At 70.7% G+C, this 20,575-nt stretch carries 16 protein-coding genes; 5 read left to right on the forward strand and 11 right to left on the reverse strand.

The window, feature by feature from the left end; translation table 11 throughout:
* Nucleotides 1-41 precede the first annotated feature (41 nt).
* Nucleotides 42-1,505 (reverse strand): SPFH domain-containing protein, encoded by a 1,464-nt coding sequence (locus DFP74_RS01810; protein WP_121180104.1) that lies wholly within the window; start codon nucleotides 1,503-1,505, stop codon nucleotides 42-44.
* Nucleotides 1,506-3,272 (reverse strand): SPFH domain-containing protein, encoded by a 1,767-nt coding sequence (locus DFP74_RS01815; protein ID WP_121180105.1) that lies wholly within the window; start codon nucleotides 3,270-3,272, stop codon nucleotides 1,506-1,508.
* Nucleotides 3,273-3,543: 271 nt separating this feature from the next.
* On the opposite strand from DFP74_RS01815, the gene DFP74_RS01820 reads away from it, so the two are divergent.
* Nucleotides 3,544-3,849 (forward strand): hypothetical protein, encoded by a 306-nt coding sequence (locus tag DFP74_RS01820; RefSeq protein ID WP_121180106.1) that lies wholly within the window; start codon nucleotides 3,544-3,546, stop codon nucleotides 3,847-3,849.
* A 48-nt stretch (nucleotides 3,850-3,897) separates the two neighbouring features.
* Here the strand turns inward: DFP74_RS01820 and DFP74_RS01825 are convergent, their stop codons facing one another.
* The 3 genes from DFP74_RS01825 to nrdR all read right to left on the reverse strand — a co-directional run bounded on the left by DFP74_RS01825 (nucleotide 3,898) and on the right by nrdR (nucleotide 7,948).
* A complete protein-coding gene (locus DFP74_RS01825) occupies nucleotides 3,898-4,332 on the reverse strand; it encodes a CBS domain-containing protein (RefSeq protein ID WP_121180107.1) in 435 nt (144 codons plus the stop codon).
* Nucleotides 4,333-4,502: 170 nt separating this feature from the next.
* Entirely contained in the window at nucleotides 4,503-7,331 is a 2,829-nt protein-coding gene (locus DFP74_RS01830) for a vitamin B12-dependent ribonucleotide reductase (protein ID WP_121180108.1), read from the reverse strand.
* A gap of 134 nt (nucleotides 7,332-7,465) precedes the next feature.
* The gene (gene nrdR / locus DFP74_RS01835; protein WP_121180109.1) at nucleotides 7,466-7,948 is read right to left on the reverse strand and encodes a transcriptional regulator NrdR; all 483 of its coding nucleotides are present in this window, start codon (nucleotides 7,946-7,948) and stop codon (nucleotides 7,466-7,468) included.
* Nucleotides 7,949-8,628: 680 nt separating this feature from the next.
* Here nrdR and lexA point away from each other — a divergent pair.
* Both lexA and DFP74_RS01845 read left to right on the forward strand, forming a co-directional pair.
* On the forward strand, nucleotides 8,629-9,348 hold the full coding sequence (gene lexA, locus DFP74_RS01840; protein WP_121180110.1) for a transcriptional repressor LexA: 720 nt from the start codon (nucleotides 8,629-8,631) through the stop codon (nucleotides 9,346-9,348).
* A 64-nt stretch (nucleotides 9,349-9,412) separates the two neighbouring features.
* Nucleotides 9,413-10,480, forward strand: a complete 1,068-nt coding sequence (locus DFP74_RS01845; protein ID WP_121180111.1) for a S9 family peptidase — start codon at nucleotides 9,413-9,415, stop codon at nucleotides 10,478-10,480.
* A gap of 31 nt (nucleotides 10,481-10,511) precedes the next feature.
* On the opposite strand, the gene DFP74_RS01850 is transcribed toward DFP74_RS01845, so the two are convergent.
* The 3 genes from DFP74_RS01850 to leuS all read right to left on the reverse strand — a co-directional run bounded on the left by DFP74_RS01850 (nucleotide 10,512) and on the right by leuS (nucleotide 14,924).
* Nucleotides 10,512-11,120 (reverse strand): hypothetical protein, encoded by a 609-nt coding sequence (locus DFP74_RS01850; RefSeq protein ID WP_121180112.1) that lies wholly within the window; start codon nucleotides 11,118-11,120, stop codon nucleotides 10,512-10,514.
* Nucleotides 11,121-11,746: 626 nt separating this feature from the next.
* Complete coding sequence (locus tag DFP74_RS01855; protein WP_121180113.1) at nucleotides 11,747-12,322, reverse strand: hypothetical protein; 576 nt, start codon at nucleotides 12,320-12,322, stop codon at nucleotides 11,747-11,749.
* 106 nt (nucleotides 12,323-12,428) lie between these two features.
* A complete protein-coding gene (gene leuS, locus DFP74_RS01860; protein WP_121180114.1) occupies nucleotides 12,429-14,924 on the reverse strand; it encodes a leucine--tRNA ligase in 2,496 nt (831 codons plus the stop codon).
* 254 nt (nucleotides 14,925-15,178) lie between these two features.
* Between leuS and DFP74_RS01865 the strand changes: the two genes are divergently transcribed.
* Nucleotides 15,179-16,735, forward strand: a complete 1,557-nt coding sequence (locus DFP74_RS01865; protein ID WP_121180115.1) for a long-chain fatty acid--CoA ligase — start codon at nucleotides 15,179-15,181, stop codon at nucleotides 16,733-16,735.
* A gap of 124 nt (nucleotides 16,736-16,859) precedes the next feature.
* Here the strand turns inward: DFP74_RS01865 and DFP74_RS01870 are convergent, their stop codons facing one another.
* Nucleotides 16,860-17,600 carry a carbohydrate ABC transporter permease gene (locus DFP74_RS01870; protein WP_121187965.1) on the reverse strand — a complete coding sequence of 247 codons (741 nt, stop codon included), beginning with the start codon at nucleotides 17,598-17,600 and terminating at the stop codon, nucleotides 16,860-16,862.
* Nucleotides 17,601-17,903: 303 nt separating this feature from the next.
* Here DFP74_RS01870 and DFP74_RS01875 point away from each other — a divergent pair, with 303 nt between their 5' ends.
* The gene (locus DFP74_RS01875) at nucleotides 17,904-18,191 is read left to right on the forward strand and encodes a hypothetical protein (protein ID WP_121180116.1); all 288 of its coding nucleotides are present in this window, start codon (nucleotides 17,904-17,906) and stop codon (nucleotides 18,189-18,191) included.
* Nucleotides 18,192-18,193: 2 nt separating this feature from the next.
* Here the strand turns inward: DFP74_RS01875 and DFP74_RS01880 are convergent, their stop codons facing one another.
* Together DFP74_RS01880 and DFP74_RS01885 are read right to left on the reverse strand one after the other, a co-directional pair.
* Entirely contained in the window at nucleotides 18,194-19,093 is a 900-nt protein-coding gene (locus tag DFP74_RS01880) for a carbohydrate ABC transporter permease (RefSeq protein ID WP_121187966.1), read from the reverse strand.
* Between the two features lie 101 nt (nucleotides 19,094-19,194).
* The gene (locus DFP74_RS01885; protein WP_121180117.1) at nucleotides 19,195-20,469 is read right to left on the reverse strand and encodes a sugar ABC transporter substrate-binding protein; all 1,275 of its coding nucleotides are present in this window, start codon (nucleotides 20,467-20,469) and stop codon (nucleotides 19,195-19,197) included.
* Nucleotides 20,470-20,575: the final 106 nt, after the last annotated feature.

The raw sequence follows: 20,575 nt of genomic DNA on the forward strand, positions 1-20,575 counted from the left end.
GGTGCACGGTCGGGGGCCCTCGTCGCGGACGGCGCGGCGGATCAGCGGCGGCCGCTCTGGCCGTACCCCTCACCGCGCTCGAACTGCTGGCGCATGGCGGAGTCCTGCTGGCGCTGGTACTCCTCCGCCAGCTCCTGCTGGCGCCCGGCGGCGGCCGCGACCGAGCCCCGCACCGAGTCCATGGCCTCCTGCGCGTTCGCGCCCGAGGCCAGGGACGGCCGTGAGGAACCCACGCCGTTCATCATCTGCGGCAGCAGTTGGGCCGTGAGCAGCGTCGACAGCGCCGAGGTGTCGCCCGCGCCCGCCTCGGTCTGCACCACGATCGGGCGCGGCGCGTGCTCGGCGAGCGTGGCGCCCACGTCCAGGCGGCGGCGGGCCAGCTCGTACTCCAGAACGGCCCGGTTGTCGCGGTAGGCCGTGGCCAGGCGCTGCTGGGCCTTGGCCTCGTTCTCCGCGGCGACCAGGTCGGCCCGGCCGCGCGTCTCGATCTCGTAGCGCACCCGCTGCGCCTCGGTCTCCTGCTCCTCCAGCATCTGCGCCACGTCCTTGCGCGCCTTGTTGAGGGAGGCGTTGACCTCGACGATCTTCGCGTCGCGGGTCTTCTTGGACCGCTCGATGTCCATGAGCAGCGTGTCGATGCGGCGCTTGCGCGTCAGCTCCCACTCCTGCTCGTAGGCCACGAGCTCCTTGGCGACCCGCTCCCGCGTGGCCAGGTGCTGCTGGTACTGGTTGGGCAGCTGGACGTCGGGGATGTTGCAGCCGGTGATGCGCACCCCGTACTTCTCCAGCATGTTGTTGAGCAGGCGGCGCATGTCCTCGACGTTGGATCCGCGCAGGTCGTAGGCGGACTCGGTGTTCACCTGGCGGCTGCGCTGGCGGATGGCGTCCTGCACGGCGCTGGAGAGCACCAGGTCGAAGTTGCTCGCGCCGATGATCGTCACGAAGCGGATCGGATCCATGATCTGGAACTTGAGGAAGAACTCGATCGACTTCAGCGGCACGTTCTCACGCGTGGGGCAGGCCAGGACCGGGGCGGTGTAGGGGATCTCCGTGCGGGTGTCCACGACGAAGTCCACCCTGGACCACGGGTGCCACAGGTAGTGGCGGCCCGGGCCGATCGGCTTCACGATCGCGCCGTACTTGGTCAGGATGCCGTGCGTGCCCTCCTCGATCTCCACGATCGAGCCGCGCCACCACCACAGGCCGGCGGCGATGATGCTCAACAGGCCCACGATCAGCGTGGGAATGGACAGTGCGGTGTAGGCGAACTCCGTGACCGTGGTGCCCGCGGTCAGGGAGTTGATGGTCATCATCAGGGCGGAGGTGAGGGCGAACAGGCCGAACCAGACCAGGACGGTCCAGCGCAGTCCGCGGGTGTCGCGCGGGATGACGACGGGAACGATCGCTCCCTGGTCACCGCCGCGCAGCAGCCCGGCCAGGTCGCCCCAGGACGCGAGCGACTCCTTGATGCTGGAGCCGCCTCGGGTGTTCACGGGCTGGCTCATCTACTGACCTCCCTGGTTCGGGCCGGGACCCTCGGGGCCGCGCTGCGACCACGGCGGCAGGGGCGGGTCCTGGTGGGGGTGGGCGGGGCCGCTGGGCGGCGGGGCGTCGGGAGCGGCCTCCGGGGCGGTCTCGGAAGCGTTCTCGGACAGGCGCTCGTCGATGGCCTGCTCCGAGACCGACTGGCGGATCTCCTCGACGCGGTCCTCGCCCGGGTCCGCGCCGACGGGCCGGTTGGCCTTGGTCTCGGTCTCCTCGACCAGCGCGCGGATCTCCAGCTGGCGCTCGCCGATCCGGGCGCGGATCTCACCGAGCCGGCCGCGGATGGCGTCCATGTCCTCCTCGGAGAACAGGGCGGTGTCGGCCTGGCCGATGATCTCCTGGGCGATGCGCAGGTAGTCGACGCTGGCGCCGTCCCCCGAACCGATCCGCAGGACCTGCGGCAGGCTGTCGGCGACACCCTCCAGCTTGTCCAGGAGCGTCTCCCGGAAGCGGTAGTTCAGGATCTCGGGCGCCTCGGCCGCGCTGACCGCGCGGATGTCCAGGGCCTGGGCCTGCAGCAGGGCGGCGTTGGCGTTGGCCTCGGACTCGGCCTCGACGAAGCGCTGGCGCGCGGAGGAGCGCGCCTTGTTGGTCTCGCGCTCCAGGGCGGTGTCCATCTGCGCCTGGTACTGGGCGATGTCGGCCTGGATCGCCGACAGCGTCTCGTTGAGGGTGGCGAGCTCCTTGTTGAGGTCGCCCTCGTTCTGCTCCTTGCGCAGCTGGAGCTCGTACTCGAAGGTGTAGGCGTCCTTGGCCACGCGCACCATCTCCGGGGCCGCCAGGTCCATCCGGTACTCCTGGTTGGACGGCTCGGCGTGGGTGATGTTGGCGCTGGTCAGCTCCACGATGCCGCCGAACTGCCGGTTCAGCTGGTCCAGCAGGGCGTGGGTGCTCTCGCCGACCATGTCGTAGATCGCCGAGGCCTCCTGCTCGTAGATGAGGCTGCGGGTGGTCTCGCTGATGGCGTTGTTGAGCTTCTCCTGGAAGCCGTGCACGCCGCCGAGCGTATAGACGAAGCTCGTCGCGTCCGTGATCCGGAACTGGACGAAGAGGTCGACGGAGGCCTGCACGCCGCTCTTGGTGGGGGCGGAGCGGATCGGCGCGTTGAAGGGGTACTCGCGCGTGGTGTTGACGATGTAGGAGACGCGCTTCCAGGGATTGAACAGCGTGACCCGGCCCGGCGCGAAGTTGTTCTCGCGCTTACCGAAGCGGGTGACGATGGCCTCGCAGCCCTCCGGAACCATCACCATGCCCTGGCGCCACCACATGAAGCCGGCCACGCCGGCGGTGATGATCCAGTAGTGCACGCCGAAGAAGGGGTTGATGAGGGGGTTGCCGCCGGCGATGGCCTCGGGGATCAGGAAGATGAACGAGCCCAGGAGGCCGATGATCACCAGTCCGATGGCGGGGAGCATGGTGAAGAACGTGCGCCCGCGCGGAATCACCATCGGACAGATCACATGGACCGGCCCGCCTCGGCCCCGCTCGTGCGAACTGCTGTTGAGCGCCTCGCCGGCGTTGTTCAGCGACGTGGTGCGCTGCTCGATCCGGGTCCCGATGGAATCGCCCTGCTCACGCGCGGCGACGAAGTCGCGCGGATCAAGGCCCCCTCCCTCGGACGCGGCCTGTGGCACGGCCTGTTGGAGCGCGTCGGTCACAGCCTGGCGCGGGTCGCCCCCCTGGGCGACGGCGCCGGCCGCACCGCGCACGGTCTGCGCGAACGACATGTGTGGTGGACTCCTTAAGGGAGATGGGAACTGTCTGCTTCGACGCGTCGTACACGGCCACGGTTCCAGGTGAGGACCGTGTCTCGCTCGAAGCCGAGGTACCGGTCAGTGCCAACTCTGGCACGAGTCACATCCGAAACCCATGGTTCGTGTCCTGAGCGTGACGATGAATCCCCCGTGCGCGCCGCGTGGCGGCGGATCCGGAGCGGGGCTAGCCTCGGTCGCACAGCAGACCGCCGGCCGGGGGCCTGGATCGAGAGGGGAAACCGCGATGTCCGCACTCCAGAGCGCCATGCTCACCTCCGCCGGACTGATCGGCGGCTACTCGGTGGCGCGCGCCACCGGCAACCGCCCGCTGGGCGGGGCCGTCCTGGCCGTGTTCGGGGCGGCGGCCGTGGAGTCCTGCCGCCGCCGTTCGGGCCTGGGCGCGGCCCTGGCCCTGGGCGGCGTGTACGTGGGGGCCTTCGGGCTGTCCCACCCGTTGGCGAAGAAGATCGGCTCCTGGCCCGCCGTACTGGGGGTGACGGCGGCGACGGCGGCCGTCGCGGTCGCCTCGGCCGACCGCGGCGAGGCCTGAGGGGTCAGCCCCGGCCCCCGTGGATGTAGGGGGCGAGGCCTGAGGGGGTCAGCCCCGGCCCCCGTGGATGTAGGCCTCCAGCTGGGCGCGGTCGTCCTCCAGCACCCGCAGCCGGCTCTTGACCACGTCACCGATGCTGACGATGCCCACCAGTCGCCCCTCGGACAGCACCGGCACGTGGCGGAAGCGGCGCAGGGTCATGGCCTCGCTGACGTCCTCGACCGTGTCGTCGGTGGTGCAGGTGTGGACGTCGGCGGTCATGATCTCGGCGACGGGGGCCGTGAGCAGGACGGTGCCGACCCGCTCCAGGCCGCGCACCACGTCGCGCTCGGAGACGATGCCGACGAGGACGTCCCCCTCGGCGACGGCGATCGCGCCGATGTTGTGACGGGCGAGTTCGGTCAACAGCTCGGCGACGGTCGCGTCCGGTGCGACCGTGACCACGTCGGAGCCCTTCGACCGCAGGATCGAGGCAATCAGCATGCGTCCACCTTCCGCCGGCGCGTGGGTGCCGAAGGATTACCCGCTCGCCGTCCCGCCCAACCACAGGTATGGACCACCGGTCCACGCGGCCCCCACACGACAGTGGCGGCCCGGTGGGAACCGGACCGCCACTGTCTGATGTCACCGCTCCCTCACGGGAGCTCCGGTGATCAGCTGCAACCGCTGGTGGCGCCGCAGCCCTCGCAGGCGTAGCAGCTGCCCGAAGGCCGCATCTTCGTTCCGCACGTGACGCACAGCGGGGCGTCGGCGACGAAGCCCTGCGTGTTCTCCAGCAGCTCGGCCGTGGAGTGCGCCTCGGTCGGCTTGGCCTGCGCCTGGCTCTCCCGCGCCGCCGGTGCGGAGGCCTCGGCCACGTGGGTGGCGGCGGACTGGGCGTAGGACTCCACCTGGGCGGCGACCTGGGCCGGGTCCTCGCCCGCGACCTGGGCCTGGCGCTCGGCGGCCGACAGCACGCCCAGGGCCGCGCGCTCCTCGTAGGGCAAGTGGTCCAGGGCCAGGCGGCGGAAGATGTAGTCCACCACGGACTGCGCCATGCGGATGTCCGGGTCGTCGGTCATACCGGCCGGGTCGAAGCGCATGTTGGTGAACTTGTCCACGTAGGTCTCCAGCGGGACCCCGTACTGCAGGGCGATGGAGATCGCGATGGAGAACGCGTCCATGACGCCGGCCAGGGTCGAGCCCTGCTTGCCCAGCTTCATGAAGACCTCGCCCAGGCCGTCGTCCGGGTAGGAGCCGGCCGTGATGTAGCCCTCGGCCCCGCCCACGGAGAACGAGGTGGTCTCGCTCGGACGCTTCTTGGGCAGGCGGCGGCGGACCGGCCGGGCGACCTCGACGGTCGCGGGCTCCTCGACTTCCTTGGTCTCGGACTTGCTGATGGACAGCGGCTGGCCGACCTTGCAGTTGTCGCGGTAGACGGCGAGCGCCTTCAGGCCCAGCTTCCAGCCCTCGAAGTAGATGTGCTGGAAGTCCTCGACCGTGGCGTCCTCGGGCACGTTCACGGTCTTGGAGATCGCGCCGGACAGGAACGGCTGCACGGCCGCCATCATCCGCACGTGGCCCAGGGGCTGGATGTAGCGGCGGCCCATCGCGCAGTCGAACACCTCGTAGTGCTCGGGCCGCAGGCTCGGGGCGTCGACGACATGGCCGTTCTCGGCGACGAACTCCACGATGGCCTCGGACTGCTCGTCCTGGTAGCCGAGGTTGGCCAGCGCGCGCGGGATCGCCTGGTTGACGATCTGCATCGAGCCGCCGCCGACCAGCTTCTTGAACTTGACCAGCGAGAAGTCCGGCTCGATGCCGGTGGTGTCGCAGTCCATCATGAAGCCGATGGTGCCGGTGGGGGCGAGCAGGCTGGCCTGGGCGTTGCGCCAGCCGTTGCGCTCACCGATCTTCAGGCAGTCGGCCCACTCCCGGGTGGCGGCCGCGTGGATGGGCTGCTCCAGGGTGCCGACCGTGCGCAGGTCGTCGTTGGCGGCGGCGTGCTTGCGCATGACGCGCTTGTGCGCCGCCTCGTTGCGCTTGTAGCCGTCGTAGGTGCCCACCACGCCCGCGACCTCGGCGCTGCGCCGGTAGGCGGTACCGGTCATCAGCGAGGTGATCGCGGCGGCGACGGCGCGTCCGCCGTCGGAGTCGTAGGCGTGGCCGGTCGCCATGAGCAGGGCGCCCAGGTTCGCGTAGCCGATGCCCAGCTGACGGTAGGCGCGGGTGGTGTCCCCGATCTTCTCGGTCGGGAAGTCGGCGAAGGTGATGGAGACGTCCATCGCCGTGATGACCAGCTCGGTGAGCCGCGTGAAGCGCTCGACGTCGAAGGTGTCGTCCTCGCGCAGGAACTTCAGCAGGTTGATCGAGGCGAGGTTGCAGGAGGAGTCGTCCAGGCTCAGGTACTCCGAGCACGGGTTGCTCGCGCTGATCCGGCCGGTCTCGGGGTTGGTGTGCCAGTCCTGGATGGTGCCGTCGTACTGGATGCCCGGGTCGGCGCACTCCCAGGCCGCCTTGGCCATGCGCTGGAACAGGTCCTTGGCGTCGACGGTGGCCACGACCTCGCCGGTGGTCCGGGAGGTCAGGCCGAACTCGGAGCCGCTCTCGACGGCGCGCATGAACGCGTCGGAGACCCGGACCGAGTTGTTGGCGTTCTGGTACTGGACGCTGAACATGTCGGAGCCGCCCAGGTCCACGTCGAACCCGGCGTCGCGCAGCGCGCGGATCTTGTGCTCCTCGCGCGACTTGGTCTCGACGAACTCCTGGATGTCGGGGTGGTCGACGTCCAGGACGACCATCTTGGCCGCGCGGCGGGTGGCGCCGCCGGACTTGATCGTTCCGGCCGAGGCGTCGGCGCCGCGCATGAAGGAGACCGGGCCGGAGGCGGTACCGCCGGAGGAGAGCAGCTCCTTGCTGGAGCGGATGCGCGAGAGGTTCACGCCCGCGCCGGAACCGCCCTTGAAGATGATCCCCTCTTCCTTGTACCAGTCGAGGATCGACTCCATGGTGTCGTCGACGGAGAGGATGAAGCAGGCGCTGACCTGCTGGGCCGAGGCCGTCCCGACGTTGAACCACACCGGCGAGTTGAAGCTGAAGTACTGGTTGGCGAGCGCGTACTTGAGCTCGTGGTCGAAGATCTCCGCGTCCTCGTCGGTGGCGAAGTAGCCCTCCTCGACGGCGGTGCGGGTGTACATGCCCACGACCCGGTCGATGAGCTGCTTGAGGCTCCACTCGCGCTCCGGGGTGCCCACGGCGCCGCGGAAGTACTTGCTGGTGACGATCTGGCTGGCGTTCATCGACCAGGTGGTGGGGAACTCCACGCCGCGCTGCTCGAAGTTGACCGTGCCGTCACGCCAGTTGGTCATGACGACGTCGCGGCGCTCCCAGGTCAGGGAGTCGTAGGGGTGCTGGCCGGGGGTGGTGAAGATGCGCTTCATCTTCAGCCCCTTGCGGCTCCCCTTGCCCTTGCGTCCTGTTGGTCCACTGGTGGTTTCCGTCATGCGGCAGTTCCCCTGAAAGCTTCGTGAGCACGGTCGGTGCGGCCGTGCGCGGCGTCTTGGGTGACGAGTGGTGCGGGGGTGGCCGGGCCGCCCCCGCGGCTGTGGTGCGTGGCCGTCGCGCGGACGGCGGAGGGTCAGGGGGCGACGGCCGTGTCGGACCGGGAGTCCGCCTCACGGTCGGCGCGCAGACTGGCGATCTCCGCCTCGAAGTCGGCGAGGCTCTCGAACCCGCGGTACACGCTTGCGAAGTGCAGGTAGGCGACTTCGTCCAGGTCCCGCATCGGGCCGAGGATGGCCAGGCCGATCTCGTGGGCCGGGACCTCGGCGACGCCCCGTCCGCGGATCTCCTCCTCGACCTTCTGGCCGAGCTTGGCGAGGGCGTCCTCGGAGACGGGCCTGCCCTGGCACGCCCGACGAACCCCGGCGATGATCTTGGCGCGGCTGAAGGGCTCGGTGACCCCGGAGCGCTTGGCGACCATCAGCAGCACGGTCTCCTGGGTGGTGAAGCGGCGCTCGCACACCGGACAGGAGCGGCGGCGGCGAATGGCCGCGCCGTCGTCGGTGGACCGGCTGTCGATCACCCTGGTGTCCGGATGGCGGCAGAACGGACAGTGCATCCCGCTTCACCTGCTTCCCTCTCCGACAACCCGTACCTCTACTAAACCACAACTTCTGGACAACCGCCTCCACGGCCGCACCAGATGTTGTGGTCGAACCTAGACCCCAACGGACACGCCCGCAACCCTCCCAGGCGCGTGTCCCGCCCACGCGGCGAAGGGCGCGGGGCAGGGCGCGGGGCAGAGCTCAGTGCAGGGCGCGGCCGAGGTCACGGGGAGATCGGGAGGCAGGGGCCGGAGGTCGCCCCCGAGGGGCGTCCGACGCCTCGGCAAGGATACCGGCGGCAGCGTCCGCGCCCCACGGGACACGGCGGCCCCGAGGGGCCGAAAACCCCTGCGGGCCAGGGGTTCGCGCCCGCACACGCGGGTGTGGAGACGAGTCCCACACCGCGCGGCGGACGGGCCGGGGCGACCGTGTCGGCCCATTCCGGGGACACGCCGCGCCGAACGCGTGTAGACACGTAAGTGGCGGACGGAATTGGACCGCTAATAGCCCCTCGGAAGGAATGGTCCACAGACTCGAACGCTTGTTTGATATCACCGTACGCAACGACTAAAGTTGACCTTGATTTCACACCGGTTTCGCCATCACGTGGACCCCAGGTCGGCGCGATCGCCCCACCGGTGGTGGACACACGCAAGCAGGCCCTGACCGAACCGAATGCCGAGGAGGCCCGGCCGTGCCGGAGGACAATCCCGGAACCGTAGATTCCACCACCGTTCTGGCACCCGTAGGGGAATCGAGCGGGCCGGCGTCCCAGACGCCCAAACTCACCGCACGCCAGCAGAGCGTCCTGAACTGCATCCAGCGGTACGTACGCGAACGGGGTTTCCCGCCCTCCATCAGGGAAATCGGCGACGCGGTCGGCCTGTCCAGCCCGTCCAGCGTGGCGCACCAGCTCAAGGTGCTCCAGCGCAAGGGCTACCTGTACCGCGACCAGAACCGCCCCCGGGCCGTCGAGCTGCGCAGCCCCGGCTCGGCCACCGGCCGGACCGTGACGCCCGAGGACATGGACCTGTCCCGCGCGGCCGCGGTGCCGCTGGTCGGCCGGATCGCCGCCGGCGGTCCCATCCTGGCCGAGGAGTCGGTCGAGGACGTGCTCGCCCTGCCCCGGCAGCTGGTGGGCGAGGGCAAGCTCTTCATGCTCACCGTGGTCGGCGACTCGATGGTCGACGCCGCCATCACCGAGGGCGATCTCGTGGTCGTGCGCCAGCAGCCCGACGCCAACAACGGGGACATCGTGGCGGCCCTGCTCGAGGACGAGGCCACGGTCAAGGTCCTGCGCCGCGAGGCCGACGGCCACGTCTGGCTGATGCCCCGCAACGACGCCTACGAGCCGATCTCCGGCGACGACGCCACCATCCTCGGCAAGGTCGTCTCCGTCATGCGCCGGGTCTGACCGACGGGTGCCGGTGCCCCCGGGCCGGGGGCGCCGGGCCGGTGTCGGCCGCTACCCTGAGCACGTGTCGACACCTACCTCCTCCCCCGCGCGGGGGCCCCGCCTCGCCCTGGCCGCCGGCTGCGCGGCCCTCACCCTGGCCCTGGCCTCGGCGTGCTCCACCGGGGACGACTCGTCCGTGGAGCCGCCGGGCAGCGACGGGGCCGAGCGCGCACTGATCTTCGAGGGCGGTGGCCGCGAGGTGTCGGCGACGCTCACGCTCCCGTTGCGCGCCCGCGGTCCCCTGCCCGGCGCGCTCATCATCTCCGGCAGCGGCCCCACCGATCGGGACGGCAACAGCCCCCTGCGCCCGGAGGCCGAGACCAGCTGGAACCTGGCGCGGGTACTGGCCGAGGCGGGGGTGGCCTCCCTGCGCTACGACAAGCTCGGCAGCGGGGAGTCCGCCGCCGAGCTCGACTCCGAGGCGCCGGTCGACCCCCAGGTCTTCGACGACGAGGTGGCGGCGGCCTACGAGGAGCTCGTCTCCCAGCCGGAGATCGACCCCGAGCGCACGGTCGTCGTCGGGCACAGCGAGGGCGCGCTGTACGCCCTGCGCGCCCACGACATCGTCGACGCCGAGCCCGCGCGGATGCTGGTGGCCCCTCCCGGCACCCGCTACCTCGACCTCATCGACCGCCAGATCACCGAACAGGCGCGCCAGGCCGAGGCCACGGGACAACTTCCCGAGGGCCAGGCCGTCGAGCTGCTCTCGGCCGCCCGGTACGGCCGGGCCGAGGTGCGCGCCGGCCGCGAGCTCGACGACGACACCGACTCGTTCGGGGTGTACACCCCGCAGAACCAGGACTTCCTGGCCTGGATCGACTCCTTCGACCCGGTGGACCTGGCCGCGGACCTGCCCGCCGACACCCCCGTGCTGGTGCTGTGGGGGGAACAGGACGCGCAGGTCGCCGGGGAGGAGGTCGACCGACTGATGACGGGGCTGCCCGACGCCACGCGCGTCGACCTGCCCGGCGCCGACCACATCCTGCGCGAGTTCAGGGACGAGCCGGGTGCCACGGTGCTCGACTCCGACCGGCCCTTCTCCGCCGACGTCGCGCCCGCGGTGACGGAGTTCCTCGACACCGCCTGGTGAGGGTGCTCGGCCGGGGCGCCCGTCCCTCGGGTCAGTCCGGCAGAGCCGCGACGACGTCCTCGGCCAGCCGCACGGCGCCCTCCACGGCCTGCTCGGGCTCGATCGACCGGGTGGCGTCGTAGTCGGCCGCGGCGCTGTGGCAGGTCTCCACGTACAGGTTGGAGACGCGCACGCCGGCGCAGCCCGACGCGAAGGTGCCGGAGCGCACCCACGTGAACGCCTCGTCGCCGAGACCGTCCAGGGTCTCGTGCTCGGGACCGGCGGACGAGCGCAGGTTGTCGGCGGCCGTGTCCACCCCGCCGGGGTCAGGCGCGGCCACCGTGACCAGCGTGGCGGTCGCCGGAACGGCCTGGCCCTCCCCGCCCGGGGTGGCCCAGCGGCACTGGTGACCGCTGCCGAAGGTGTCCTGCGCGCCGCCGATCGGCTCCTCGACCTCCAGCTCATGGCCGGGAACCAGCTCGTCGAGTGCCTCGGTCTCCCCGATCGAGCACTCGGGCGCGGACTCGAAGTCGCCCGACTCCAGGACGTCCCGACTGACCACGAACCAGATGACGCCGCCCACGAGCACGATCACCACGAGCACGGCCGCGATCACTCCGATGATGGCGCAGCCGCGGCTCTGCGGTTGGGCGGACGGCACGGTCGTGGGAGCAGGGGCGTGTCCGGGCCCGGTGCCCGGAGGATGGCCGGAGCCGACGTACGGCCCCTGGCCGACGCCTCCGGCGGGCCCGGGGTTCGGGCCGACTCCATGGCCCGGAGTAGGGCCGGCGGGCCCACCAGGGCCGCCCGTCGGGTTCCCGCGACCCGCGAAGTGGCCGGATTCCGGCTGCCCGCCGGGTCCGGTACCGACACCAGGGCCCGGGGTATCCGCGGCGCCCATGGGGCCCATGGGGCTCTCCGGACCGCCGGGGCGTCCGGGTTCCGGGTGCTGACCAGGACCCATAGGACTCCCGGAACCCATGGGGCTCTCGGGACCGCCAGGGCGACCGGATTGCGAGGCGGGGCCGGTGTGTCCACCAGGACCCCCGGGGTTCTCGGGGCCGCCGGGGCGACCGGATTGCGAGGCGGGGCCGGTGTGTCCACCAGGACCCCCGGGGTTCTCGGGGCCGCCGGGGCGACCGGATTCCGGGTGCTGACCAGGACCCATAGGACTCCCGGAGCCCATGGGGCTCTCGGGACCGCCGGGGCGACCGGATTCCGGGGGTTCGTTGGGGGGTGTGCCGCCGGAGTTCGCGTCGGGCTCCCGACCGGAGTCCCCGGGGGTGGTCACAGTGCCTCCCCGAGCAGCTCGGCGGCGTCGACGGCGCGGTCGCGTGCGGCGTCGAACTCCGGGGCGGCGCCCGCGTAGGACACCCGGACCAGCAGGTTGTCGGTGTGCAAGGCCAGCTCGGCGGTGCCCGGGGCCTGGCCCCGCCACACGCTCGCCGGAAGGTCCGCCGCCAGCGGTACGTCCTCGCCGCGGGCCGGGACCATGGCCTCGTACCCGGCGCGCGCGGCGTCGTCCCCGGTCACCGGGGTCTCCCCGGTGCTGTCGGTGAAGCGCGCGGACAAATCCACCCGCAGCGTCGCGGGGTCCTCCCCCTCCGACCCGACCGAGGTCCACGTGCACGCCGTGTTCTCGCCGCCCTGGAGGGGCCCGCTCTCGGCGGACTCCAGGACGGCGTCGGGCAGGAGTGCGGCGACCTGCTCGTCGGAGAGCACTCCGCAGTCGGGCGCCGCGGTGTGGACGTCACCGCTGTCGGGCACGGCGGGGTCGTCTCCGGCCCACCAGAGTCCGCCGCCGATCGCGGCGGCCGCCAGGACCGCCGCTCCCCCGACGGCGACGGCCGTCCGCACCAGCACTCCGCGGGTCCTTGCGGACACCCGGTCACCGCCTCACTGTCGGTCGTGGCCTGCACCCGTGCGCGCCGGTGGCGGCCGCCGCGGGCGACCGCCATCGGGGCGCGGGTCAGCCGACGACGATGTTCACCAGCTTCGGCGCGCGCACGATCACCTTGCGGACCTGCTTGTCACCGATGAAGTTGCGTGCCTTCTCCGACGCCAGGGCCAGGCGCTCCAGCTCGGCCGGGTCGATGTCCGGCGCCACCGTCAGCTTGTCGCGCACCTTGCTCTGCACCTGGACGACGCAGGTGACCTCCTCCTGGACCAGCAGCGCCGGGTCGGCCTCGGGCCAGTTGTCCACGGCCACCGTGCCGACGTGGCCCAGCTTCTCCCAGCCCTCCTCGGCCACGTAGGGCGCGAACAGCGACAGGGCGACGGCGACGAACTCGGCCGCCTCGCGCACCGCGGGGTCGGCCGCGCCGGGCCCGGAGTCGATCGCCTTGCGGGCGGCCGAGACCAGCTCCATGACGCGGGCGATGGCGACGTTGAACCGGCGCGACTCGACCAGGGTCGTGATCTGGTCGATCGAGCGGTGCGTGACGCGGCGCAGCTCGACGTGGCCCGTGGCGGGGTCGGTGCCCGGCCGACTGGCGGCACCGGCCTCGGACATCACCCGGTAGGCGCGGTTGAGGAACTTCTGCGCGGCCGTGACCGAGACGTCGGCCCAGTCGACGTCCTCCTCCGGAGGACTGGCGAACAGCATGGTCAGCCGGACCGCGTCGACACCGTAGGCGTCGATCTCCTTGCCCAGGTCGACGCCGTTGCCCAGCGACTTCGACATCGCCCGGCCCTCGTTGATGACCTGGCCCTGGTTGGTCAGCCGGCGGAAGGGCTCGGTGAAGGAGACCATCCCCATGTCGTGCAGGACCTTGGTGAAGAAGCGCGCGTACATCAGGTGCAGCGTCGCGTGTTCCTTGCCACCGATGTAGTGGTCGACCGGGCCCCACTTGTCGACGGCCTCGCTGTCGAACGGCGCGCTGTCGTCGTGCGGCGAGCAGTAGCGCAGGAAGTACCAGGACGAGTCGACGAAGGTGTCCATGGTGTCGGTGTCGCGGTTGGCCGGGCCTGCGCAGGAGGGGCAGTCGACCTCCACCCACTCCTTGGCCGCGGCCAGCGGCGAGACGCCCTTGGGGGCCAGCTCGGCGCCCTTGAGCTCGGGCAGCGTCACGGGCAGCTGCTCGTCGGGCACGGCCACCTCGCCGCAGGACGGGCAGTGGATGATCGGGATCGGCGTGCCCCAGTAGCGCTGGCGGGACAGCAGCCAGTCGCGCAGGCGGTAGTTGATCGTCCCGGCGCCGGTGCCGCGCTCGGCCATGACCTCGATGATCCGCTCGATGGCGGCGGTCTTGTCCAGGCCGTCCAGCGGACCGGAGTCGCGCAGGGTGCCCTCGCCCGCGGTGGCCACGCCGGTCTCGGCCGGGTCGGCCTCTCCGGTCTCCACGACGACCTTGACCGGCAGGTCGAAGGCCAGGGCGAAGTCCAGGTCGCGCTGGTCGTGGGCGGGGACGGCCATGATGGCGCCGTGGCCGTAGTCGGCCAGCACGTAGTCGGCCGCCCAGACCGGCATGCGCTCGCCGTTGACCGGGTTGATCGCGTACCGGCCCAGGAAGACGCCGGTCTTGGGGCGCTCGGTGGCCTGGCGCTCGATGTCGGAGAGCTTGGCGACGTCGCGCCGGTAGGCGTCGAAGGCCTCGCGCTGCTCGGGCGCGCACAGCTCGTCGGCCAGCTCGGCGTCGGCGGCCACCACGAAGAACGTGGCCCCGTACAGCGTGTCCGGGCGCGTGGTGAACACGGTGACCGGCTCGTCGCGGCCCTCGATCTGGAAGTGGACGTCGGCGCCGGTGGAACGGCCGATCCAGTTGCGCTGCATGGCCAGGATCTCGTCCGGCCAGCGGCCGTTGTCCAGCTGGTCCATGTCGTCCAGCAGGCGCTGGGCGTAGTCGGTGATCTTGAAGTACCACTGGTTCAGGCTGCGGCGCACGACGTCGGACCCGCAGCGCTCACACCGGCCCTGCACGACCTGCTCGTTGGCCAGCACCGTCTGGTCCTTGGGGCACCAGTTGACCTGGCCGTCCTTGCGGTAGGCCAGGCCGCGCTCGAAGAAGCGCAGGAACAGCCACTGGTTCCACTTGTAGTACTCGGGGTCGCTGGTGTGCAGCCGTCGCGACCAGTCGACGCCGATGCCGTAGCGCCGGAAGGAGGCCGCCTGAGTCTCGATGTTGGCGTAGGTCCACTCGGCCGGGTGAGAGTCGTTCTTGATCGCCGCGTTCTCCGCGGGCAGGCCGAAGGAGTCCCAGCCGACGGGGTGCAGCACGTTGTCGCCGCGCTGGAAGCGGTAGCGCCCGATGACGTCGCCGATGGCGTAGGCCTCGGCGTGGCCCATGTGCAGGTCGCCCGAGGGGTAGGCGAACATGTCGACGATGTAGGAGCGGGGCCTGGTGTCGCCGGGGTCCTCACTCGCCTGGAACGGCAGCTCCGCGGCCCAGCGCGCCTGCCACTTGTCCTGGAGGGCTCGGGCGTCGTAGGTGTCGCCCGTCGTCTGGTCGCCGTCTACCGCTGTCATCTCTGGCAAGTTCCTGTCCGGTGTGGGTGTACTGGACCCAGGTTAGCGGTTGGCCGGTCACGACGGGCACGCACGACCGCGGCGCACGGGTGCCGCTTCGGACACGGAGAGTGACCGAAAGATCGGTGATTTTACCGACCCCCGAGTGCTCCACACCGACCGCTCGGTTTGTTACCCTGCCGTAAATAGTGACGCAGCACACGCGACCCAGGCCACAGCCGGGTCCGTTGCCCACGTGCCTAGCGGGAGGCCCCATGCTCAACCTGTCCGTACTCCTCGAGGACGGCGCCCGGTCCGTCCCCGAGAAGGACTGCCTGGTCTTCGGCGATCTACGACTGAACTACGCGATCACCAACATGATCGCCAACCAGGTCGCCAACCTGCTGGTGTCCCGGGGGGTGCGCCCCGGTGACCGCGTCGCCCTCGCCAGCCCCAACCTGCCCTACTTCCCCTTCGTCTACTACGGCGCCCTCAAGGCGGGCGCGGTGGTCGTCCCGCTCAACGTGCTCCTCACTCCGCGTGAGATCGCCTACCACCTGGAGGACTCCGGCGCCAAGGCGCTCTTCGCCTTCACCGGCAGCCCCGAGCTGCCGCTGGGCGAGCGCGCGTTCGAGGCCTTCGGCCAGGTCGACTCCTGCGAGACCTACATCGACCTGCCCGGCACGCCCGGCGCCACGGAGTCCACCATCGAGGGCGCCGAAACCCTGTGGAAGGCGCTGGAGGGCCAGCCCGGCGAGTTCGAGACCGTGCAGAGCGGGGCCGAGGACACCGCGGTCATCATCTACACCAGTGGCACGACGGGCCGCCCCAAGGGCGCGGAGCTCTCCCACAACAACCTGCTCATGAACGCGGTGATCTCCGCCCGCGTGGTCAACGCCCACCCCGACGGCCGCGACGTCTCGCTCACCGTTCTCCCGCTGTTCCACATCTTCGGCCAGACCGTCATGCTCAACGGCCCGCTGTACCGGGGCGGGACGCTCGTCCTCATGCCGCGGTTCGACGGCGCCGAGGCGCTCCGCCTCATGGAGAAGGAGGGCGTGACCGGGTTCGCCGGCGTGCCCACCATGTACTGGGGCCTGCTCAACGCGGTCCAGGCGGCCGAGCCCGGCGCCTACGACCTGGAGAAGATCGCGTCGAACATGGTCGACGCCGCCTCCGGCGGAGCCTCCCTGCCCGGCCAGCTGGCCGAGGACTTCACGAAGACCTTCGGTGTGGAGATCAAGGAGGGCTACGGCCTGTCCGAGACCTCTCCGGTGGTCTCCTTCAACAACCCCAAGGTCCTGGCCAAGACCGGTTCGATCGGCCTGCCGGTGTGGGGTGTGGAGATGAAGCTCATCGACCCCGAGTGGAACGAGGTCCAGGACGAGGGCGAGATCGCGGTGCGCGGGCACTGCGTGATGAAGGGCTACCACAACCGCCCCGAGGCCAACGCCGAGGTGCTGCGCGACGGCTGGTTCCGTACGGGTGACATCGCCCGCCGGGACGAGGACGGCATGTACTTCATCGTCGACCGGTCCAAGGACATGATCATCCGCGGCGGCTACAACGTGTACCCGCGGGAGATCGAGGAGGTCCTGATGACCCACCCGGCCGTCAGCCTGGCCGCGGTCGTGGGCGTGCCGCACGACACCCACGGCGAGGAGGTCAAGGCGTTCGTGATCAAGGACGCCGAGACCGACGCCACCGAGCAGGAGATCATCGACTTCGCCAAGGAGCGCCTGGCCGCCTACAAGTACCCGCGTTCCGTGGAGTTCCGCACCGAGCTGCCGATGACCGCCACGGGCAAGATCCTCAAGCGCGAACTGCGCTGATCCGGACCGCGCGCGACCCCTCGGGCGCGTGGTCACGGGCCGACCCGGGGCACTCCTCCCCCCGGCCGGGTCGGCCCGCCCCTCCCCCTCAGGCGGGGCGGCGGGATGAGTGCACCCGCCGTCCTCAGCCCTTGACGGCGCCCTGGACCAGGCCCGAGACCAGCCAGCGCTGGACGAGGATGAAGAAGACCATCACCGGCAGGGTGATGAGCGTGGACGCGGCCATCACGTGCCCCCAGTCGTTGGCGTACTGGCCGAAGAACTGGCGCAGCCCGACCGCCACCGTGTAGTTCTCGCTGCGCGTCATGAAGGTCAGCGCCAGCACGAACTCGTTCCAGGCGATGATGAACGCGAAGATGGCCGTGGCCACCAGCCCCGGCGCCACCAGGGGGAACAGGACCGACCAGAACATGCGCGGCCACGAGGCGCCGTCGATGTAGGCGGCCTCCTCGACCTCCTTGGGCACCGCGGCCACGAAACCGCGCATCATCCACACCGCCAACGGCAGGGACAGGGCGATGTAGACCACCCCCAGCCCCAGCAGGGTGTTCAGCATGCCCAGATCACGGACCTGGAGGAAGAGCGGAATGACCAGCGCCTCCAACGGCACCATCTGCACCACGAGCACCATGACCAGGACCGCCGTGCGCATCCGGAAGCGGAAGCGCGTCACCGCCACGGCGGCCAGCAGCGCCAGCACGCACGCGCCCGTCACCGTCACCGCGGCGACCGCCAGCGAGTTGAGCATGTAGCGGCCGAAGTCGCCCTCGGTCAGAACGTAGACGAAGTTGTCGACGGTCAGGTCCGTGGGCACCAGCGTCCCGCCGCCGGCCGTCGAACGGTCGGAGAACGCGCTGACCAGCATGAAGTAGACGGGGAAGAGCGTGAACAACAGCAGGATCGCCACGCCCGCGGCCTTGGCCGCCGCCGCGGCCGGCCGGGCCGGTCCGCGCCCTCTCCCGCGGCCGGGGCTCCGCTTCGGCCGGGAGGCCCGCCGCTCAGGGACGGCCGCTGCCGTGGTCGTGTCCAACGGGGCTCCTCACTCGCTCACCGGGTTGCCCGTCGCGGGGCGGGGATGGTTAGACTCCGGTCCAGTCCGGACGCGTGCCGCGCGCCGACGCCGGAGAGGAAGCGATGACCGTGTCGACCGGGGAGGGGGAGTGACGCCGTGAACGAGACGGTCGGCCCTTCTCCCACCGAGGTGATCATCAGCTGGATCCCCTACGACGCGCGCTTCCGTGACAGCGCGGTGCGCCACGCCCTGGGCGACCACAGCGGCCAGCGGCTGTTCGTGTACGTGGACAACCTGGTGAACCGGGACAACGACGACGGCCGGTCGCTCGGCGACTTCGACCTGCGCACCATGGGCGCGGTCCGCGCGGACCTGAACCGGCGCTCGCTCGGCTCGGTCGACTGGCGCCGGGTGCGCGCCAAGCTCATCGAAGGAGTGCACTGAGCTCATCGCAGCTCATCTTCCCGGAAGAGGACGCGCAGGTAGACCACCGTGACGCTCAGCAGCAGCAGCGAGAGCAGGACGGCGATCGCCGAGCCCAGGCCGTAGTCGTTGTGGCTGAAGGAGCGCACGTAGGCCCACACGCCGAGGTTGAGCATCTGTGAGCCGCCCACGTCGCCGCCGGGCATGAGGTAGATCTGCGCGAACACCTTGAAGTCCCAGATCGTGGACAGGACGGTGACCACGGCGAACACCGGGCGCAGGACGGGGAAGGTGACGTGCCAGAAGCGCTGCCACGCCCCGGCGCCGTCGATCAGCGCCGCCTCGTGCAGCTCCCGGGGCACGGTCAGCAGCCCGGCCAGGACCGTCACGGCCACGAACGGGAACCCGCCGTGGACCACGTTGAGCGTGGCGATCGCGTAGAAGAACACGCGGTCGGCGAACCAGTTGTAGCCCGCGGGGTCGATCGCGCCCGCGGAGATCAGCGCCCGGGCCACCACGCCGCTCTCGACGTCGAAGATCCACAGCCACACGTAGGTGCCGCTGACCGCCGGCATGGCCCAGGCCACCATGATGCAGGAGACCACGGCCACCCGGGTCACCGGACGCAGGGTCGACAGCAGCAGGGCGACCAGTGTGCCGAGCACGATGGTCGCCACCACCGCCACCAGGGCGAAGGCCACGGTGTTGAGCATGGCGACCCGCCACAGGTACGGGTCGCCCATCAGGGTGAGGTAGTTGGCCAGGCCGACGAAGGCCGACTCGCCGGAGACGAGCTCGCGCAGCCCGTACTCGCGAAACGACAGCCAGACGATCCGGCCGAGCGGGAACAGCAGGAGCAGTCCGATGACGGCCAGCGCCGGCGTCAGCAGCGCCCAGGGCAGCAGGGCGCGCCGCCGACGCATGGTCAGCAGCGCGCCCCTGCCTCCCGGAGCCGGCCGCGGCGCCGGGCCGCTGAGGCCCGGTTCCCGGTACCGCGTGCCCAACCCGAGCGGCGTTCCCAATCTCAACCCCCGTTGAGGATGCGTTCGATCTCCGCGGCGGCGGTCTCCGTGGCCTCGTCCACGGTGGCGTTGCCGTTGAGGATGTCCTGCTGCATGGCGACGATGACCTTCTCCGACTCCACCCGGCTCCACTCCGGGGTCACGGGCAGGCCCCGGCTGGCCTCGCTGAGCTGGACGGCGAAGGGCTCCAGGATGGGGTCGGCCGAGGCGGAGAAGGTGTCGACGCCCTCGATCGTGCCCGGGAAGAACCCGGTCTCCTCGGCCCAGCGGGCGGAGAACTCGTCCCCGGTGAGGTGCTCGACGTAGCTCTGGGCCGCCTCCTCGTTCCCGGTGCCCTCGAAGACCGACAGCAGTGAGCCGCCGGCGAAGGAGGGCATGTGGCCGCCGTCCTGGCCGGGCAGGGTGAAGGAGCCGATCCGTCCCTCCAGGTCCGGGTTGGCCTCGAGGATCGCCTTGGGGTTCGCGCTGCCCAGGATGGCCATGGCGGCCTCCTCCTCGGCCACGGACTCCATGACGTCGATCTCGTTCCAGTTCACGGCGCCGGTGGAGGAGACGCCGTCCTCCAGGGCCAGGCCGGTGAAGAACTCGACGCCCGCTCTGCCCTCGTCGGTGTCGATGGTGGAGTCCCACGTGCCGTCGGACCCCTGCACCGCGATCTCACCGCCACCGCCCCAGATCCACGGCATGACGGAGTACTGGGCGTCTCCGGGGACGGGGAAAGCGGTCATGTCCCCCTCGGCCTCGGACAGGGCGACGGCGGTCTCGCGCAGCTCCGCCCAGTTCGCGGGCACGTCCAGGCCGTGCTCCTCGAACAGGTCGGACCGGTAGACGACGGACCTGATGGAGGCGTACCAGGGGACGCCGTAGACGCCCTCGTCCAGTTCGCCCATCTCCATCAGGCCGGGAATGTACGCCGAGGTGTCGTCGACGTAGGCGGACAGGTCGTGCAGGGCCCCGGCGTCGGCGAATCCGGGGGTGAAGGTGTTGCCGAGCTCGGCGACGTCGGGCATCGTCCCGCCGGCGATCGAGGTGGAGATCTTGTCGTGGGCGTCCTGCCAGGGCACGAACTCCACCTCGACCCCGATACCGGTCTCCTCCGTGAACGCGGCGTTGGCCGCTTCGAAGAAGGCCGTCTCGTCGGGGTTGGTGCCCTGCATGATCCACACCTGGAGGGTGTCGGTCTCGGAGCCGCCGGTCGCGCAGGAGGTCACAGCGAGGGTGAGGGCCACTGCGGCGGCGGGGAGGGGAACGTACTTGTGTGTGCGGCTGCGGGCCATCGGCGCGCCTCCCGTTCCTTTCGAGGGTCCCCTGGGGGTTGTAGGAAACCTACGTAAGGAACCGGCTCTTGTGAAGTAAACCACTCCACGTTGTGTCTGACCTGTT

The sequence above is a fragment of the Nocardiopsis sp. Huas11 genome, assembly GCF_003634495.1.
GTDB lineage: Bacteria > Actinomycetota > Actinomycetes > Streptosporangiales > Streptosporangiaceae > Nocardiopsis.